Genomic DNA, 14,273 nt, shown 5'->3' with positions numbered 1-14,273 from the left:
TCGCCTGCGTTTCGGCAAGTACTGGAGTGGGAGACCCTCTGGAAACACCGATTCGCCGCCCACCACTCATATCGATGACCGACAGTGGTCTTACGGCGGTTCGATTCCGCCGGTCGGCGTTACAGCGGCCACAGCGGCGAGGTGCCTCCCGTACCCATCCCGAACACGGAAGATAAGCTCGCCTGCGTTTCGGCAAGTACTGGAGTGGGAGACCCTCTGGAAACACCGATTCGCCGCTCTCATTCATACCCTTTTCATAAACTAGTTACAACTCCTCGAGACGTCGATGTCGACCACGTCGGCCGAGCCGTCCGTCGATGAACGAACGGGCTGCTCAGTAATCCGTTCGAGCCGTCGATTCCCGGTTACTCGCCCTCGAGCGGGTCTCCTTTGTGGTCGATCCGCGTAGCGGGAAGCCCCGCTCGCTCGGCATGTTCACGGACTGCAGCCGTGTCTTCGGCCCGGTAGTGACAGTACGTGCCAGTGACCTGTCCGTCTTCGTTCGTTAGCACTTCCGATTCGACCCAGCGGATGCCGACGCCCTCGTCGCGCAATTCCTCGAGGGCGTCGCCTGACTGCTCGGCGGCGGCTTCGAGGTCGGTTTCGCTGATCGGGTCGTCGAGCGCACGGAGGATAAGGTAGTCCTCCAGGTCGTCATTCGTCATGGTCCGTGTTACCTCTCAACGTCATATCCAATAAACATTCGTAGGGATCGAACGGTGAGGTGGACTCGACCCGTTCGTTCGGGGTCGGGGTGGCGCGGGACCGATCCAAACGTTCTTGCACTCACACGTGACACGTTATCAAAAGACACCGCGCAATGAGACTCACCGTCAAGCCGCTCGTTTCGAATCGGACGGAGAGGGTCGTCGCTCTCGAGCGGGAGACGATAACCGCGCTCGGCACCGAGCCCGGCGAGTACGTCTCGCTCGAGGGACCGATGGGGGAATCGGTCGTCGCCGAGGTGACGTCGCGACCGAGCGAGGAGACGGGTGCTCGAACGGTCCGTCTCGACCGCCGGCTCGCGGAGCGGCTCGACGTCGCCCCCGGCGAGACGGTCCGCGCGGAGCCGGCCGACGTTCGATCGGCCGAGCGCGTCGAGATCGCGCTTCCCGAGGACGTTCCCTCGAGAGAGGCCCTCGAACTCTCGCAGCGGGACGCGTTGGTCGGGCGGGTTCTCTCGGACGCGGAGACGGTAACGGTTCCGCTGGCCGACGGATCGGGAACCGAGACACGAAGCGTCCCGATCGAGGTCGTCGACCTCGAGCCGGCCGGGCCCGCCGTCGTCGAGGACTGGACGTCGGTCGTGCTCTCGCCGGAATCGGCGACGGTCGGCGACGCGGAGGGCGATCCGGGCGCCGTCGGCGTGACGTACGACGACGTCGGGGGACTGGACGAGGAACTCGAGCAGGTTCGGGAAGTCGTCGAGTTACCGATGCGGTATCCGGGACTGTTCGATCGGCTCGGGATCGACCCGCCGAAGGGCGTTCTCCTGTACGGACCGCCGGGAACCGGGAAGACGCTCGTTGCCCGCGCGCTGGCCAACGAGGTCGGCGCGCACTTTCGAACGCTTCGCGGGCCGGAGATCGTCTCGAAGTACCGCGGGGAAAGCGAACAGCGGCTCCGGGAGATCTTCGAGGAGGCCGAGGCGAACGCGCCCGCGGTCGTCTTTATCGACGAGATCGACGCGATCGCGCCGAAGCGGGAGGACGTCGGCGATGCCGAACGCCGGATCGTCGCCCAGTTACTCTCCGTCCTCGATGATGGAGCCGACGGGGAGCAGGTCGTCGTGGTCGGGACGACGAATCGAATCGATTCGATCGACCCCGCCCTCCGTCGTCCCGGTCGGTTCGACCGCGAGATCGAGATCGGCGTGCCGGACGCCGACGGGCGGGCGGAGATCCTCGACATCCACGCGGCCGACGTCCCCCTGAGCGACGGCGTCGATCTCGAGCGCTACGCCGAGCGCACCCACGGCTTCGTGGGAGCGGATCTCGAGAACCTGATCAGGGAGGGTGCGATGTACGCGCTTCGGCGGTTGCGCGAGGAGTCGCCCGGGAGGCAGATCGAGCTCTCGATCGATCGAACGGCGGCGATCGAGATCGACGGATCGGATCTCGAGGCGGCGGTGCGCGAGATCGAACCCTCGGCGATGCGCGAGGTGTTCGTCGAGGTTCCGGACGCGAGTTGGGCGGATATCGGCGGACTCGACGACGCCAAGCGGACGCTCCGGGAGACCGTGCAGTGGCCCCTCGAGTACGCGGCGGCCTTCGATCAGGTGTCGCTGCGTCCGGCCACGGGCGTATTGCTGTACGGACCGCCCGGGACCGGAAAGACGCTGCTGGCCCGCGCCGTCGCCAACGAGGCGCGGTCGAACTTCATCTCGGTCAAGGGGCCGGAACTCGTCGACAAGTACGTCGGCGAGTCCGAGCGCGGGATCCGAAACGTCTTCAGCACGGCCCGGGAGAACGCGCCGACGGTACTCGTCTTCGACGAGATAGACGCTATCGCCGGAGCCCGCGGCGAATCGGGAGAGACGGCCGTCGGAGAGCGAGTCGTCAGCCAGTTGCTGACCGAACTCGACGGGCTCGAGGCGCTCGAGGACGTCGTCGTTCTGGCGACGACCAACCGGCCGGACCGGATCGACGACGCGTTGCTCCGGGCGGGGCGGTTCGAACGACACGTTCGCGTCGGTGAGCCCGACCGAACCGCCAGGCGGGAGATCTTCGAGGTTCACCTCCGGGATCGTCCCCTCGCCGGTGACGTCGATCTCGACGCGCTCGCCGAGCGAACCGAGGGCGCCGTCGGCGCCGACATCGAGGGACTCTGTCGTGGCGCGGCGATGAACGCCGTTCGCGACTACGTCGAGGACTCGAGGGGAACCGGCGGCGAGGCCGGAACGGTCCCCGGCCCCGAGGCGATCGAGGTGACCGCCGCGCACTTCGATCGGGCGCTCGAGTCGACGGCCGAGGGACGAGCGGACGAGTTCGTCCGACGGGAGGGCGAAGTCGACGCGTTCCTCGACGGCGAGTGAGTCGCCGAACCGAGAGGCGGCGACCACGGATGCTAAGTAGGAGCGTCGCTAGTGCTTGTGTATGTCCCCCAATCTCCCTCACGTTCGGCTCGGCGAGGACGCCGCGAAACGCGGTGACGGCGAGACCGACGCCGGTCCCGTCAGGACCGTCGAGTACCTCAACTACGAGGTGTTGAGCCAGCGCGGGTGGGACATCGAAGACGATGACCTCTTCGAGAAGGCGGCCGAGGCCGACCTCGACGACGTCGATCACGGACGGATCGAGGTCAGCGGACGCCGATACATCCTCGACGCGGCCGAGGACCAGGGGTACGAGTGGCCCTACGAGTGCCGCGCCGCGTCGTGTGCCAACTGCGCTGGGATCGTCTACGAGGGCGACGTCGAGATGGACATGGATCTCATCCTGACCGAGGAGGAAGTCGAGGAGCGACGGATCGTCCTCACGTGTCAGTCGATCCCCCGAACCGACGAGGTGAAACTCGTCTACAACGCGATGTATCTCGACTACCTGCAGGATCGGGTCATCGGCGTCCGAGAGGTGTAGCCGCGAGGACGCGGACCACCGAACTCAGGATTCGAGGTGCTCGATGGCGTCCTCGAGTCGCTTCGAGGGAGAGCGATCGGTGACGATCTGTTCTTGCTGGTAGGCTCGTATCGGCTCGGTGTCGACGTCGACGTCGGCCTCGGCGAGCGCGTCGAGCGCCGTCGCGAGCACGACGGTCTGGAACTCGAGTCTGGCCTCGAGTTCGTTTACCTGCTCGAGGGTTTGCTCGGAGAGGTCGGTGAGCGACTGGGAGAACTCCGAGAGGTTCGCCTCGGCCTGGTCGAGTCGCCGCTCACCGAGGCTGATCGTCGCGAAATTTTCGAGTTCGTCGACGTCCTCGGACATCTGCGCGAGTTCGGACTCGACCGTCTCGAGTCGGTCGTCGACGACGCGTTCGATGTGCTGATCGATCGGCGTCGTCTTCGAATCCGCCTCCTCGCTCGAGTCGGACGACGCGGAGGCGGTCCCCTCGACGGGCTCGTCTGTGGAGACCGCCCCGTTCTCGTTCGTACACGTGAGTACGTGGCTCTTGTACGGCCCCGGTGCCGGGTACTCCTCGCCGCAGTGTGTACACTCTGGCATACGGGCACAATCAACACGGTCGTGTAAATACCTTTAGCTCGTATTTCAATTCTAGCACGAACGAAACGAAGCCGACCGAGCGTGACGGCTACGTCGATTCCTCGACCTGTTCAGTCGTCTGAAGGATAAAGGTGCGTTCCGGCGGCGGCGCGGCGTACAGTTCGACGTCGTTGACGAGGCGGTAGTACTTCCGGTTCCCGCGCCGGTAGTGGTCGACGAGTCCCGCCTCCTCGAGAACGGAGAGGTGGTGTACCGCCGACTTTCCGTTCATTCCGACGGCCTCGGCGAGCTCGGACACGTACTTCGGTTCTCGGGAGAGCTCCCGGATGATCTTCAGGCGTCGAGCGTTTCCCAACGCCTCGAGCAGCGTCATGAACTACCGTACACGCACGCGGTAGTTAGTGTTACCGTCGCTCCCGGGCCCGTCACGCACATTTATGTATCGACGGCGTGGTAGTCGACACCATGGGGAATAACGTCGAGTTTCCGGACGACGAACGGCCCGAGCGACGGGTCATCACGGACGGGTTCTTCGAGCAGGAGATCTATCTCTCGAGAACGGAGACGGCGGGTTTCCTTCGCGAGATCGCCGACGCACTCGAGGACGACGCGTCGCTGACGATCTCGGGGAGCAGCTGGGAGATCCCCTTCGAGTACCGCGAGCCGATCGAGGTCGAGATCGAGTTCTCCGGCCAGCGCAGTTCGGAACTGGAGATCGAACTCGAGTTCGAGCAGGCCAGGGAGGGGAGCGACCTGCGGGTCGAGTGAGCGGGGCGTGATCGGGCCGCGATACTACTTCGGCGTCTACCACTGGCGTCGCCGGCTCCGATCGCTCGGAGTCGACGCGGTCTCGATCGCGGTCGCGGCCGTCGTCGGGGCCCGGACGCAATGTCGAGGGCGTCGGTTCGTCGCGGCTGCGATCGCGACGGTCGCGGCCGTCCGCACCGGGCGGACGCTCCGTCGGCTGGGCTCTCCGCCGCCGTGGTCGCTCGAGCGCGCGAAGTACGACGCGCTCGCGAGCCGACTTCCGTTCGATCGGTCGGATCGGGTCCTCGACGTCGGCTGTGGAACGGGACGATCCCTGGTGGGACTGGCGCCCCACGTTCCCGACGGCGTCGAGGTGCTCGGTCTCGACGTCTTCGACGACCGCATCATCCTGGGGAACGGACCGCAACTGGCGCGTCGAAACGCCGCCCGCGCCGGCCTGGCGGTCGAACCGATCGCCGCCGACGCGGCGACGCTCCCGCTCGAGACCGATTCGATCGACGTCGCGACCGCGTGTCGGGTCCTCCACGACCTGCCGGCCGAGAGCGCCGCGGCCGCGCTCTCCGAGCTACGGCGGGTCTGTGCGCCCGACGCGACGCTCGGGATCCTCGAGTTGCCGCTCGTTCCGGACGGCGTCGAGGGCGACCCCGACCCGGAGGCGTACTGGTCGGATCGGGTCGCCGAGGTCGGGTTCGAGATCGACGCCCTCGAGCGCCTCGAACTGTCGGGTCGATCGGAGCCGTACGTCGTCATCGTGGCGCGGCCGGCTGCCGATTCCTGATCGGGCGACGGCTCGAAAAATACGAACGCCGCGGATCGCTCACTCCGGCAGCGAGAAGACGGCCAGGCGGGTGTCGCGGCCGCCGGAACCGCGTCGGAGCCAGCCGCTGCCGCCGACCTGGATCGCGACGTACTGCTTCTCGGTGTCGGGGTCGTACCAGCTCATCGGGCTGGCGGCGATCGACGCCTCGCCGAGGTCGTACTCCCAGAGCCGATCGCCGGACTCGCCGTCGTAGGCGATGAAGTCGCCGTTCTGTGTTCCGGTGAAGACGACGCCGGTCTCGGTCGTCATCAGTCCGCCCCAGATGTAGGCTTCGCTCTCGATCCAGTCGCGCCAGATGCGCTCGCCGGTCTCCGGGTTGATCGCGACGATGGAGCTGATCTTTCCGTTGTAGTCGTCCGGCACCGCCTCGGTCTGGTCCTCGAGGATGCCGCCCCAGTACTTCTTGCCCTCCTCGTACTCCTCGAAGCGCCACCAGGCCTCCTGGGGCGAGTTGTTCATCTTCATGTACGCGAGCCCGGTCTCGGGGTTGTAGGCGGGCGGTTGCCAGTCGTTCCCGCCCATCGCGCCCGGCATGAACGGCATCCGGCGCCCCTCGTCGATGTGGGGGATCATCCGGTACATGTTCAGCTGCTGGACGCCGGGCTCGCTGCGTTCGATGAGTTCGCCCGTCTCGGCGTCCATCGTGTAGACCCAACCGGTCTTCCCCGCCGAGACGACGACGTCTTTGGTCGTGTTGCGGTGTTCGATTTCCATGTCCCGGATGAGGATCCGGGGCGCCGCGGAGTCGTAGTCCCAGACGTCGTGGGCGACCTCCTGGTGGGCCCACAGCCGTTCGCCGGTGTCCATATCCAGCGTCAGCGTCCCGCAGCTGTTACGGTTCGGTCCCGGTCGGACGGAGCCGTCGAAGTCCGGCCCGGGGTTGCCGATCGGGAGGTAGAGCCGGCGCTCTTCGACGTCGATCGTCGCGTTCATCCAGTTCGTCGCGCAGGACTGGTTGATGCTGTCGCCGACCCACTCGGTCTCGGGCGAGGTCCAGGTGTGCCACAGTTCCTCGCCGGTTTCGGCATCCAGCGCCGTGTGGAACCCGCGAACGCCGTACTCCCCGCCCGCGCTGCCGGTGAAGACCATCCCGTCGAACGCGACCGGGGCCCAGGTCGCGGAGTACCCCTCCTCGTGGTCCGCGGTCGAGGTGTACCACGCTTCCTCGCCGGTGTAGCGATCCAGCGCGACGACCCCGGAATCCAGCGTCGTCATGAAGACCTTGTCGCCGTAGGCGGCGACGCCGCGATTGTTGTCGTCACAGCACAGTACGACGTCCGAGGGGACGGCGTAGGTGTAGCTCCAGAGGATGTCGCCCTCGCGGGCGTCGATGGCCTTCACGTGGTTCGGGCCGTTCGACTGATACATGATCGGGGGATCGCCCGGCACGATCAGCGGCGTCCCCTCCATGCTCGAGCCGGCGCCGACCTCGAGGATGTACTCGACCTCGAGGTCGGCGACGTTGTCGGGCGTGATGACGTCGGCGGTCGTACGGCGGTGTTGTCCGTAGTTGCCGCCGTAGGTGAGCCAGGCCTCCGGGTTATCGCCGGACTCCTGGATCATCTCGTTGGTGACGTCGAACTCCTCGATTCGATCGATGTCGTGCTGGTGCGTGACCGATTTGTCGGGGGAACCCAGTACGCGGAACCCCTGGTCAGTCTCCCTTACAACCGTATCCTTTGCGGCCTGTACGGCCCTGTCTTCTTCGAGTGACATTGATGATTACCTCGCTTCGGATGGCGCGCGCATCTCTTCGGTGATCCAGAACACGTTCTTGCAGATCTCCTCCTGGTTGACGATCGTGATTGCCGCCCCGGCGGTGATCGCGGCGGTCAGCTGCGAGTCGGTCAGCCCGTCCTCCCGGGTGATCTCGAGGGCTGCCTGCGCCAGCAGGTAGAACCCGCCCAGCAGCGCCTTGACGTCCCAGTAGCCGTCGTCGAGGATCTCGTCGGTGACGAGGACCCGGTTCTGCCAGAGGTGGACGTCTAACGCGTCGATCCACAGCAACGCTCCGCCCGCCGCCCGCTGGTGGAGCGGCGGGACGTGTTCGACGCCGAACTCCACCTCCTCGGGGATCTCCCGCGTGGGAACCCACCGCGCGAGCCGATCGTTGTTGTTCGTGACGTCCATCACCAGCGCGATCCGTTCCTGCTCGTCGAACCCGAGCGCCTCGAGTTCGGCCGTCAGCTCGTCGGAGGCGATCAGCTCGTGGGCCGTCCCCGCGATGTGCTCGGGCGTGAACCGCGGCAGGTTCGCCTCGAGGCTCTCGAAGAAATCGACGTCGACGAGGTGGTCGTAGATCTCCCAGCCGGGTTCGGCGAGCTCGCGATAGAGCACCTCCGCCTCGGTCTCTCCCTCCGGGATCCCCTGCTCGCGGACCTCCGGCAGTCGCTCGAGCTGGTCCGAGAGCGCCTCGAGCTCCCGCTCGAGCAACTCGGCGTCTACCCGTCCGGAGAGGTCGCTTCGAATCGCCTCGCCCATCGAGGCGAACTCGGGATCGTCCACCTCGTCCACTTCCCGCCGAAGCCGCTCGATGGTCAACGGATCGCCGTCGTCCACCCGTTCGACGTCCAGCGTCCGTGCGAGCTGGCGTTGCGCCTCGTCGGTGATCTGTGCCGTCGTCATGTCTCGTACTCCCGATATCGCCTGTCGTGTCCCTTGTTTTCGTCTACCATGCCATGTGTGTGGCCAACCTACACTATCTTAGACCTTATTATAATAAATCTACAACTAGTACGAGGAATTATCTGTCTTGAGCCGTCGCTCTCGACTTTTCGAGACCGCTCCCGGCTCGCTCACGAACCCGATCGCGCTTCGACAGCCGGTAAGTGTAGAACGTCAACCGGCGGTCGATACCACCTCGAAGACGTATCGACACGATCCGAGACCGTCCTCCGATTCCGAGGACCGGTACTTAACCGTTCGTCCAAATGATTTATATCCACTTTCCGCGACACACTCTATCGGTGAGAGTGTGAAACACACGCAATATACACGACGCGGCGTCCTCGCCGTCGGCGGCGGGATCGCCCTCTCGGGGTGTGTCGGCCGGCTCGGCGGAGGCGAGAGGACGCCCTCGGACGAGGGAGTCGATGGGGAGTCGGTATCGCTGTTGCTCAACTGGAACCTGGGCGGCCTCCACGCGCCCTACGTCGCCGCCCGCGAGGAGGGGTTCTACGAGGCGGAGGGATTCGCGAACGTCGAACTCGAGAGCGGCGACGGCTCCGATTTCGCTGCGAACCAGGCCGGGCTCGGCAACACCGAGTTCGCCATCTCGAGTGCCGACCAGATCCTGGCGGTCAACGACAACGAACTGTCGCCGCGTGCGGTCGGCATCGTCATGCAGCGGAACCCGAACGTGATCTTCGCCGACCGCGAGGGGTTCGGAGAGCTCGCCGATCCCGAACGGCTCGAGGGCGCCACCGTCGGGAGCGGCCCCGGAATGGTCCGGACGATGGCCGAGGCCTACCTCGAGCGCTACGACCTCCTCGACACCATCGAGTACGTCGACTCCGGGTTCGACACCGTCCAGCAGCTACTGGCCGGCGAGATCGACGTCGCCGCCGGCGTGTTCGGCGACGTCGTCGACGCCCGTCACCAGGGCAGGGAGATCGACGTCCTCGAGATCCACGACGCCGTTCCGTCCTACGGCCACCTGATCGCGACCGAGGAGTCGTTCGCCGAGGACAACCCCGAGACCGTCGCGGCCTTCCTCCGGGCGACCGCGAGGGGGACCATCTGGGCGGCGCGAAACCCCGAGGAGGCGATCGACCACCTCGTCGACGTCCAGCCCGAACTCGAGGAGACCCGGGAGAACCAGTACGAGAAGTGGTCGGAGATGCACGCCGGGTACGTGGTCTCGGAGACGGTCGAGACCGAGGGGTGGGGCGCGAGCGCGCCGGAGCCCTGGGCGGAGACCCGCGACGTGCTCGCCGACGCCGGCGTCCTCGAGTCGGAAGTCGATCCGAGCGAGGTCTGGACGAACGAGTACCTCGACGGCGAGGACGAGTACGTCTCGGCGTTCGCCGACCGCATCGATGGGTGACCGCACCGCCGGACCCGCGGGTTCGGATCGCCCCCCGCGATGATCGACGAGCGCGCCGACCGACGCGACGGCCGCGGGCTCGAGGGCGTTCCTGAGGGCCGGGACGGGCTCGAGCGGTCGCGGTCGATCGTCCATGGGGTGGCAGTGTGGCTCCTTCCGCCGTCGATCGTGTTCGCGGCGCTGCTGGCCGCGTGGCACGGGTTCGTCCTCGCCCGCGACGTGCCGACGATCGTGCTCCCGTCGCCGGCCGAGGTCGGCGCGGCGCTGGTCGAGACGTATCCGACGCTGCTGGCCGACGCCGCCGTGACGGCGGCGACCGCCGGAATCGGACTCGTCGCCGGCGCCGCCGTCGGCGCGGGGCTCGCCTTCGCGATGGTCCGCTCCCGGACGGCGGCCAAGACTGTCCTGCCGTACGTCGTCGCGCTTCGGATCGCGCCGGTGATCGCGATCGCCCCGCTGCTCTTTCTCTGGTTCGGTCGCGGGATCCCCGCTCGGTCGCTGGTAGTCGCGACGCTGACGGTGTTTCCGATCACGATCGCGACCCTCGACGGCCTCCGCGGGACGCCCGAGTCCTACCTCGAGCTGGCGCGGACCGTCGACGCGTCGCCGACCGCCGTCTTCGTCCGGATCCGCGTCCCCGCGGCCGCACCGAGCGTCTTCGCCGGGCTCAAGATCGCCGCGACGCTTTCGGTCGTCGGGGCCGTCGTCGCCGAGTTCGTCGCGCTCACCGCCGGGCTGGGCTACAGGGTGTTCGAGACGGCGGCGTACCTCCGAACGGCCGAGACCTACGCCGCCCTCGTCGTCCTCTCGCTGGTCGGAATCGCCTTCTACCTCGTTCCGGTCGCCCTCGAGCGCCTGCTCTGGCGGTGACCACCCCGCCGTCGGTTTCGGCGCAGTCAGTCGCGGGCCTCGAGGCCGAGTCGGTCGTAGACGTATCCCTGCGCGACGGCGACGAGGCCGTACAGCGCCAGCCCGACGATCAGCAGGACGACCAGCGCGGCGAGCATGACGTCCGGACGGACGTTCTCCGATCCGGACAGGATGAGAAAGCCCAGGCCGTCGTCGGCGACCACCCACTCCGAGACGACGGCGCCGACGACGGCGAGCGTCACCGACTGTTTCAACCCGGCGAAGACGTCGGGGATCGCGTACGGGACGTCGACGTACAGCAGGCGCTCGAGCGGCCCGGCCCCGACCGATCGCAGCAGGTCGCGGTGGGCCGCCGGCGCCCGATCGAGTCCGGCGGCCGCGTTCAACACCAGCGGGAAGAACGTGATGAGCGCGACGAAGACGATCGCCGTCGCCGTTCCGGTCCCCAGGTAGATGAGCAACAGCGGCGCCACCGCGAGCTTCGGGAGGACCCTGACGGTCACGAGGTAGGGGTAGACGGCCCGGCGAAACCACGGAACGTAGGCGACGAAGACCGCGAGGGCGACGCCGGCGCTGATCCCGATCGCGCCGCCGTAGACGACCTTCTCGAGCGTGTACACCGCGTTCGCGAGGTACAGCTCGGGGTTTCCCGCCAGCCGCGCGGCGACGGCGCCGGGCGACGGAAGGAGAAACGACGGAATCTCGAGGAGGCGTGCGAGCGCCCACCAGAGCGCGACGCCAGCACAGAGCGCGGCGGTCGGATAGACGACGTCGCTTCCCGCGATCCGACCGGTCTCGGCGCGTTCACTCATAGCTCTCGTGGAGGGTTCGCCGAACGGTCGCGACCTGCTTCTGAAACGCCCGGGACCCCAGCACCTCCGCGTCCCGCGGGCTCGGCAGGTCGACGTCGAACGTCGCCTCGATCTGACCGGGACGGTCGCACATTACCACGCATCGATCCCCGAGGAACACCGCCTCGGGAACGCTGTGGGTGACGAAGACGACCGTCTTCCGTTCGCGCCGCCAGAGCGCCCGGATCTCGACGCCGAGTTCGTCGCGGGTGATCTCGTCGAGCTCCCCGAACGGCTCGTCCATCAACAACACGTCGGCGCCGAGGTGGATCGCCCTCGCGATGGCCACGCGCTGTTTCATCCCGCCCGAGAGCGCGGCGGGCCGCGCGTCCTCGAACCCCTCGAGTCCCATCGTCTCCAGCAGGGCGCGGGCACCCTCGCGATCGGGCGGCTCGTCGGCCAGCTCCCGGAGGAAGACGACGTTCTCGAGCGCGCTCTTCCAGGGGAGCAGGGTGTGTTGCTGGAAGACGAACCCGATGTCGCCCGCCTCCTGTGCCGCCGACGGGGGGCGATCGTCGACAGCGACGGTCCCCCGAGTGGGCTCCTGAAGCCCGCCGATCGCCCGAAGGAGCGTCGTCTTGCCACAGCCCGAGGGGCCGACGACGGTGACGAACTCCCCGTCGTCGATCCGGAGGTCGACGTCCGCGACCGCCGTGAATCCGTCGAACGTCACCGAGAGGTTCTCGAGGTCGATCACGGTTCCCTCGCGAGCAACCCGCCCTGCTCGAGGGCCGTTCGCAGCCTGTCCCAGGTTCGCTCCCGCTGCCACCCCCAGCCCCGCTCGCGGGTGTCGTCGCTGTGTCCGAACTCCTCGAGCGCGCGCTCGAACGTCTCCCGGACGCGGTCAGGCCGGTCGTCGCCCCGTTCGGCGATCCGTTCGGCCGCCCGGTCGGCGCCGCGGATCGCCTCGGCCCAGCCGCCGACGGTACCCGACAGAAACGCCTCCAGCGACGGCCGCCGTCGCTCGAGCGCCCGCTCGCGGGCGACGATCGTCGGCCCGTAGATCGGGAAGTGATCGGTGGGAAACAGCGCGTCCACGGTCTTCCCCCGCCGCTCGAGCTCCCGCGGGTCGGTGATCGATCCCGTCACGACGTCGGCGTCTCCGGATAAAAGCGCCGTCCGTTCCTCGCCGCCCGTCTCCTCGATCTCGAGGTCGTCCTCGAGGGCGGCCTGCGAGACGAACAGACGACCGAGGACCCCGGTCTCCGAGCGGGCGGGCATACCGATCCGCCGACCCCGAAGCTGGTCGACGCTCCGGAGTTCCGTCCCGAAGACCTCGCGGGTGGAGTACAGTACCGCCATCGCACGCTGGTAGAGGACCGCGATCGGGACGACGGGGACCCCTGCCGCCCTGGCCCGGAGCACGGTCGCGGCCCCGGCGAGCCCGACATCGGCGTCGCCTGCGGCGACCGCGTCGACGGCGCGCCGGGATCCCTCGCGGTGGTCGAACTCGACGTCGGCGCCGTACTCGTCGTACCACCCCGTCTCGACGGCCGCGTAAAAGGGGACGTGGAGCCCGTTCGGACGCCAGTTCAGCGCGACCGAGAGTTCTGACACACCCGATCGCGCCGAGTCGGATTCGGACCCGGTCGCCGAGGGCTCGAAGATCGTCTCCGCCCGCTCGAGCAGCGCGGTCGCGTGGGCGTCGTACGCACGGCGGCGGCTCGCGGCGAGGTCGGTCGTCGGCGTCCACGCCGAGGGGGGACGCCCCGTCGCGTCGGTGTCGACGGTCGAGCGCTCGATCAGCCCGGCGGCCTCGAGCCGGGCGACCGCGTCGCTGATCGGCGACCGACTCAGCCCGGTCCCGACCCGTAGCCGGAGCGTCGTCGCGGGGTCGTCCGCTTGCTCGGCCCGCAACAACAGGTACGCCAGAACCCGTGCCGACGTCCGTCCCAGCCCGACGGCGAGGTCGTCGACGACGGGCCGATCCGCGTCGTCGAGCACCCAGAACGTTCGCGAACGCATTCGTCGTAACAGATCATGTGGGACCGCATAAGGATACCCCCGGTTCCGGTCAGCTCTCGGTCCCGGGTGTCGCGGGCCCTGTCGGTCCTCGCGCGCTCGTCGTCCCGAACGGGCCGCAAAACAGTCGGCGGTCGCTACCGGTGGTTCGTCGCCGTGTGGTCGACCCGCGAGGGGTTGACCTTTCCGTGCTGCTCGAGCTCGTGGGCGTTGAGCCGCCGCTGGAGGTCGGCGCTCGAGGTCACGGCGAAGTACGTTTCACAGACTGGACACTTATCGACGAGTAGATCGTTCGAACTCATAGTAGTAGTCAGGGTCGAATACGGGGACGTTCGAAGCGTTCGACACTCGAGCAAGGGACCTCTGAAAGATGACGAGCGCGGTTGCGTTCGCCGGTCGCTTTTCACCGGTCTCGAATGCACCGAATGCCGTGGTAGACCCACTCACTGCGGCGAGAACGGGAAGAATGATGAACGTCATCCGAGGGAGCCGTCCCATCCGAGGGTTCTTTTACCACGGGTGTCAATACCTCACTCATGGACCCCTACGGCGACGACCTGCGACTCCCGAGAGCGCGTCTCGAACCGGAGGAGCGGGCGACCGTCCGCTGTCGCGACTGTCGAGCGACCTTTCCGCGGAGCGACGCCGCGGCCCCGACGAAGGGGACCCTTCGCTGTCCCGAGTGTCACTCCGGAGCGATCGGCGACGTCGACTGACGGCGAGCGTTCGACGCGGGACCTCGAGGGAGCACGGTACGAACGTTTTTGCGGAGGCCGGTAGTAGCTCGTCTCACCTCA

At 67.3% G+C, this 14,273-nt stretch carries 16 protein-coding genes and 1 rRNA gene; 8 read left to right on the top strand and 9 right to left on the bottom strand.

The features are described 5' to 3' along the window. Positions 1–120 precede the first annotated feature (120 nt). Positions 121–242, top strand: a 5S ribosomal RNA gene (gene rrf / locus GWG54_RS09665). 123 nt (positions 243–365) lie between these two features. Here rrf and GWG54_RS09660 read toward each other — a convergent pair. Next, positions 366–665 carry a DUF4242 domain-containing protein gene (locus GWG54_RS09660; RefSeq protein ID WP_167937566.1) on the bottom strand — a complete coding sequence of 100 codons (300 nt, stop codon included), beginning with the start codon at positions 663–665 and terminating at the stop codon, positions 366–368. A 155-nt stretch (positions 666–820) separates the two neighbouring features. Between GWG54_RS09660 and GWG54_RS09655 the strand changes: the two genes are divergently transcribed. Both GWG54_RS09655 and fer read left to right on the top strand, forming a co-directional pair. After that, the gene (locus GWG54_RS09655) at positions 821–3,034 is read left to right on the top strand and encodes an AAA family ATPase (protein ID WP_167937565.1); all 2,214 of its coding nucleotides are present in this window, start codon (positions 821–823) and stop codon (positions 3,032–3,034) included. 61 nt (positions 3,035–3,095) lie between these two features. After that, on the top strand, positions 3,096–3,578 hold the full coding sequence (gene fer, locus GWG54_RS09650; RefSeq protein ID WP_245242771.1) for a ferredoxin Fer: 483 nt from the start codon (positions 3,096–3,098) through the stop codon (positions 3,576–3,578). A gap of 24 nt (positions 3,579–3,602) precedes the next feature. Here fer and GWG54_RS09645 read toward each other — a convergent pair whose 3' ends face one another. Both GWG54_RS09645 and GWG54_RS09640 read right to left on the bottom strand, forming a co-directional pair. Next, positions 3,603–4,160, bottom strand: coding sequence for a hypothetical protein (locus tag GWG54_RS09645; RefSeq protein WP_167937564.1), 558 nt, complete (start codon positions 4,158–4,160; stop codon positions 3,603–3,605). A gap of 88 nt (positions 4,161–4,248) precedes the next feature. After that, the gene (locus GWG54_RS09640) at positions 4,249–4,533 is read right to left on the bottom strand and encodes a metalloregulator ArsR/SmtB family transcription factor (RefSeq protein ID WP_008424367.1); all 285 of its coding nucleotides are present in this window, start codon (positions 4,531–4,533) and stop codon (positions 4,249–4,251) included. Positions 4,534–4,625: 92 nt separating this feature from the next. On the opposite strand from GWG54_RS09640, the gene GWG54_RS09635 reads away from it, so the two are divergent. Together GWG54_RS09635 and GWG54_RS09630 are read left to right on the top strand one after the other, a co-directional pair. Then, positions 4,626–4,928, top strand: coding sequence for an amphi-Trp domain-containing protein (locus tag GWG54_RS09635; RefSeq protein WP_167937563.1), 303 nt, complete (start codon positions 4,626–4,628; stop codon positions 4,926–4,928). A gap of 7 nt (positions 4,929–4,935) precedes the next feature. Continuing rightward, positions 4,936–5,706 carry a class I SAM-dependent methyltransferase gene (locus GWG54_RS09630; RefSeq protein WP_167937562.1) on the top strand — a complete coding sequence of 257 codons (771 nt, stop codon included), beginning with the start codon at positions 4,936–4,938 and terminating at the stop codon, positions 5,704–5,706. A 39-nt stretch (positions 5,707–5,745) separates the two neighbouring features. Here GWG54_RS09630 and GWG54_RS09625 read toward each other — a convergent pair whose 3' ends face one another. Further along, on the bottom strand, positions 5,746–7,464 hold the full coding sequence (locus tag GWG54_RS09625) for a PQQ-binding-like beta-propeller repeat protein (RefSeq protein ID WP_167937561.1): 1,719 nt from the start codon (positions 7,462–7,464) through the stop codon (positions 5,746–5,748). Positions 7,465–7,470: 6 nt separating this feature from the next. Next, positions 7,471–8,373: a hypothetical protein gene (locus tag GWG54_RS09620; RefSeq protein WP_167937560.1), complete on the bottom strand. Its 903-nt coding sequence runs from the start codon at positions 8,371–8,373 to the stop codon at positions 7,471–7,473. Between the two features lie 349 nt (positions 8,374–8,722). Between GWG54_RS09620 and GWG54_RS09615 the strand changes: the two genes are divergently transcribed. After that, positions 8,723–9,793, top strand: coding sequence for an ABC transporter substrate-binding protein (locus GWG54_RS09615; protein WP_167937559.1), 1,071 nt, complete (start codon positions 8,723–8,725; stop codon positions 9,791–9,793). A 39-nt stretch (positions 9,794–9,832) separates the two neighbouring features. Beyond that, positions 9,833–10,663, top strand: coding sequence for an ABC transporter permease (locus GWG54_RS09610; RefSeq protein WP_167937558.1), 831 nt, complete (start codon positions 9,833–9,835; stop codon positions 10,661–10,663). Positions 10,664–10,689: 26 nt separating this feature from the next. Here GWG54_RS09610 and GWG54_RS09605 read toward each other — a convergent pair whose 3' ends face one another. From GWG54_RS09605 to GWG54_RS09590, 4 genes are all read right to left on the bottom strand, one after another. Then, on the bottom strand, positions 10,690–11,475 hold the full coding sequence (locus tag GWG54_RS09605) for an ABC transporter permease (RefSeq protein WP_167937557.1): 786 nt from the start codon (positions 11,473–11,475) through the stop codon (positions 10,690–10,692). Next, positions 11,468–12,211 carry an ABC transporter ATP-binding protein gene (locus GWG54_RS09600; protein WP_167937556.1) on the bottom strand — a complete coding sequence of 248 codons (744 nt, stop codon included), beginning with the start codon at positions 12,209–12,211 and terminating at the stop codon, positions 11,468–11,470. The genes GWG54_RS09605 and GWG54_RS09600 overlap by 8 nt, the downstream gene beginning before the upstream one ends. Next, the gene (locus tag GWG54_RS09595) at positions 12,208–13,479 is read right to left on the bottom strand and encodes an ABC transporter substrate-binding protein (protein ID WP_167937555.1); all 1,272 of its coding nucleotides are present in this window, start codon (positions 13,477–13,479) and stop codon (positions 12,208–12,210) included. The genes GWG54_RS09600 and GWG54_RS09595 overlap by 4 nt, the downstream gene beginning before the upstream one ends. 134 nt (positions 13,480–13,613) lie before the next feature. Continuing rightward, on the bottom strand, positions 13,614–13,778 hold the full coding sequence (locus GWG54_RS09590; RefSeq protein ID WP_167937554.1) for a hypothetical protein: 165 nt from the start codon (positions 13,776–13,778) through the stop codon (positions 13,614–13,616). A gap of 234 nt (positions 13,779–14,012) precedes the next feature. Here GWG54_RS09590 and GWG54_RS09585 point away from each other — a divergent pair, with 234 nt between their 5' ends. Continuing rightward, positions 14,013–14,192: a hydrogenase maturation nickel metallochaperone HypA gene (locus tag GWG54_RS09585; protein ID WP_167937553.1), complete on the top strand. Its 180-nt coding sequence runs from the start codon at positions 14,013–14,015 to the stop codon at positions 14,190–14,192. Positions 14,193–14,273 lie beyond the last annotated feature (81 nt).

It is taken from the genome of Natronococcus sp. JC468, from assembly GCF_012163165.1.
Lineage (GTDB): Archaea > Halobacteriota > Halobacteria > Halobacteriales > Natrialbaceae > Natronococcus > Natronococcus jeotgali.
The sequence above is the reverse complement of the archived record's forward strand: the minus strand, read 5'-3'. Positions and strand labels throughout refer to the sequence as shown.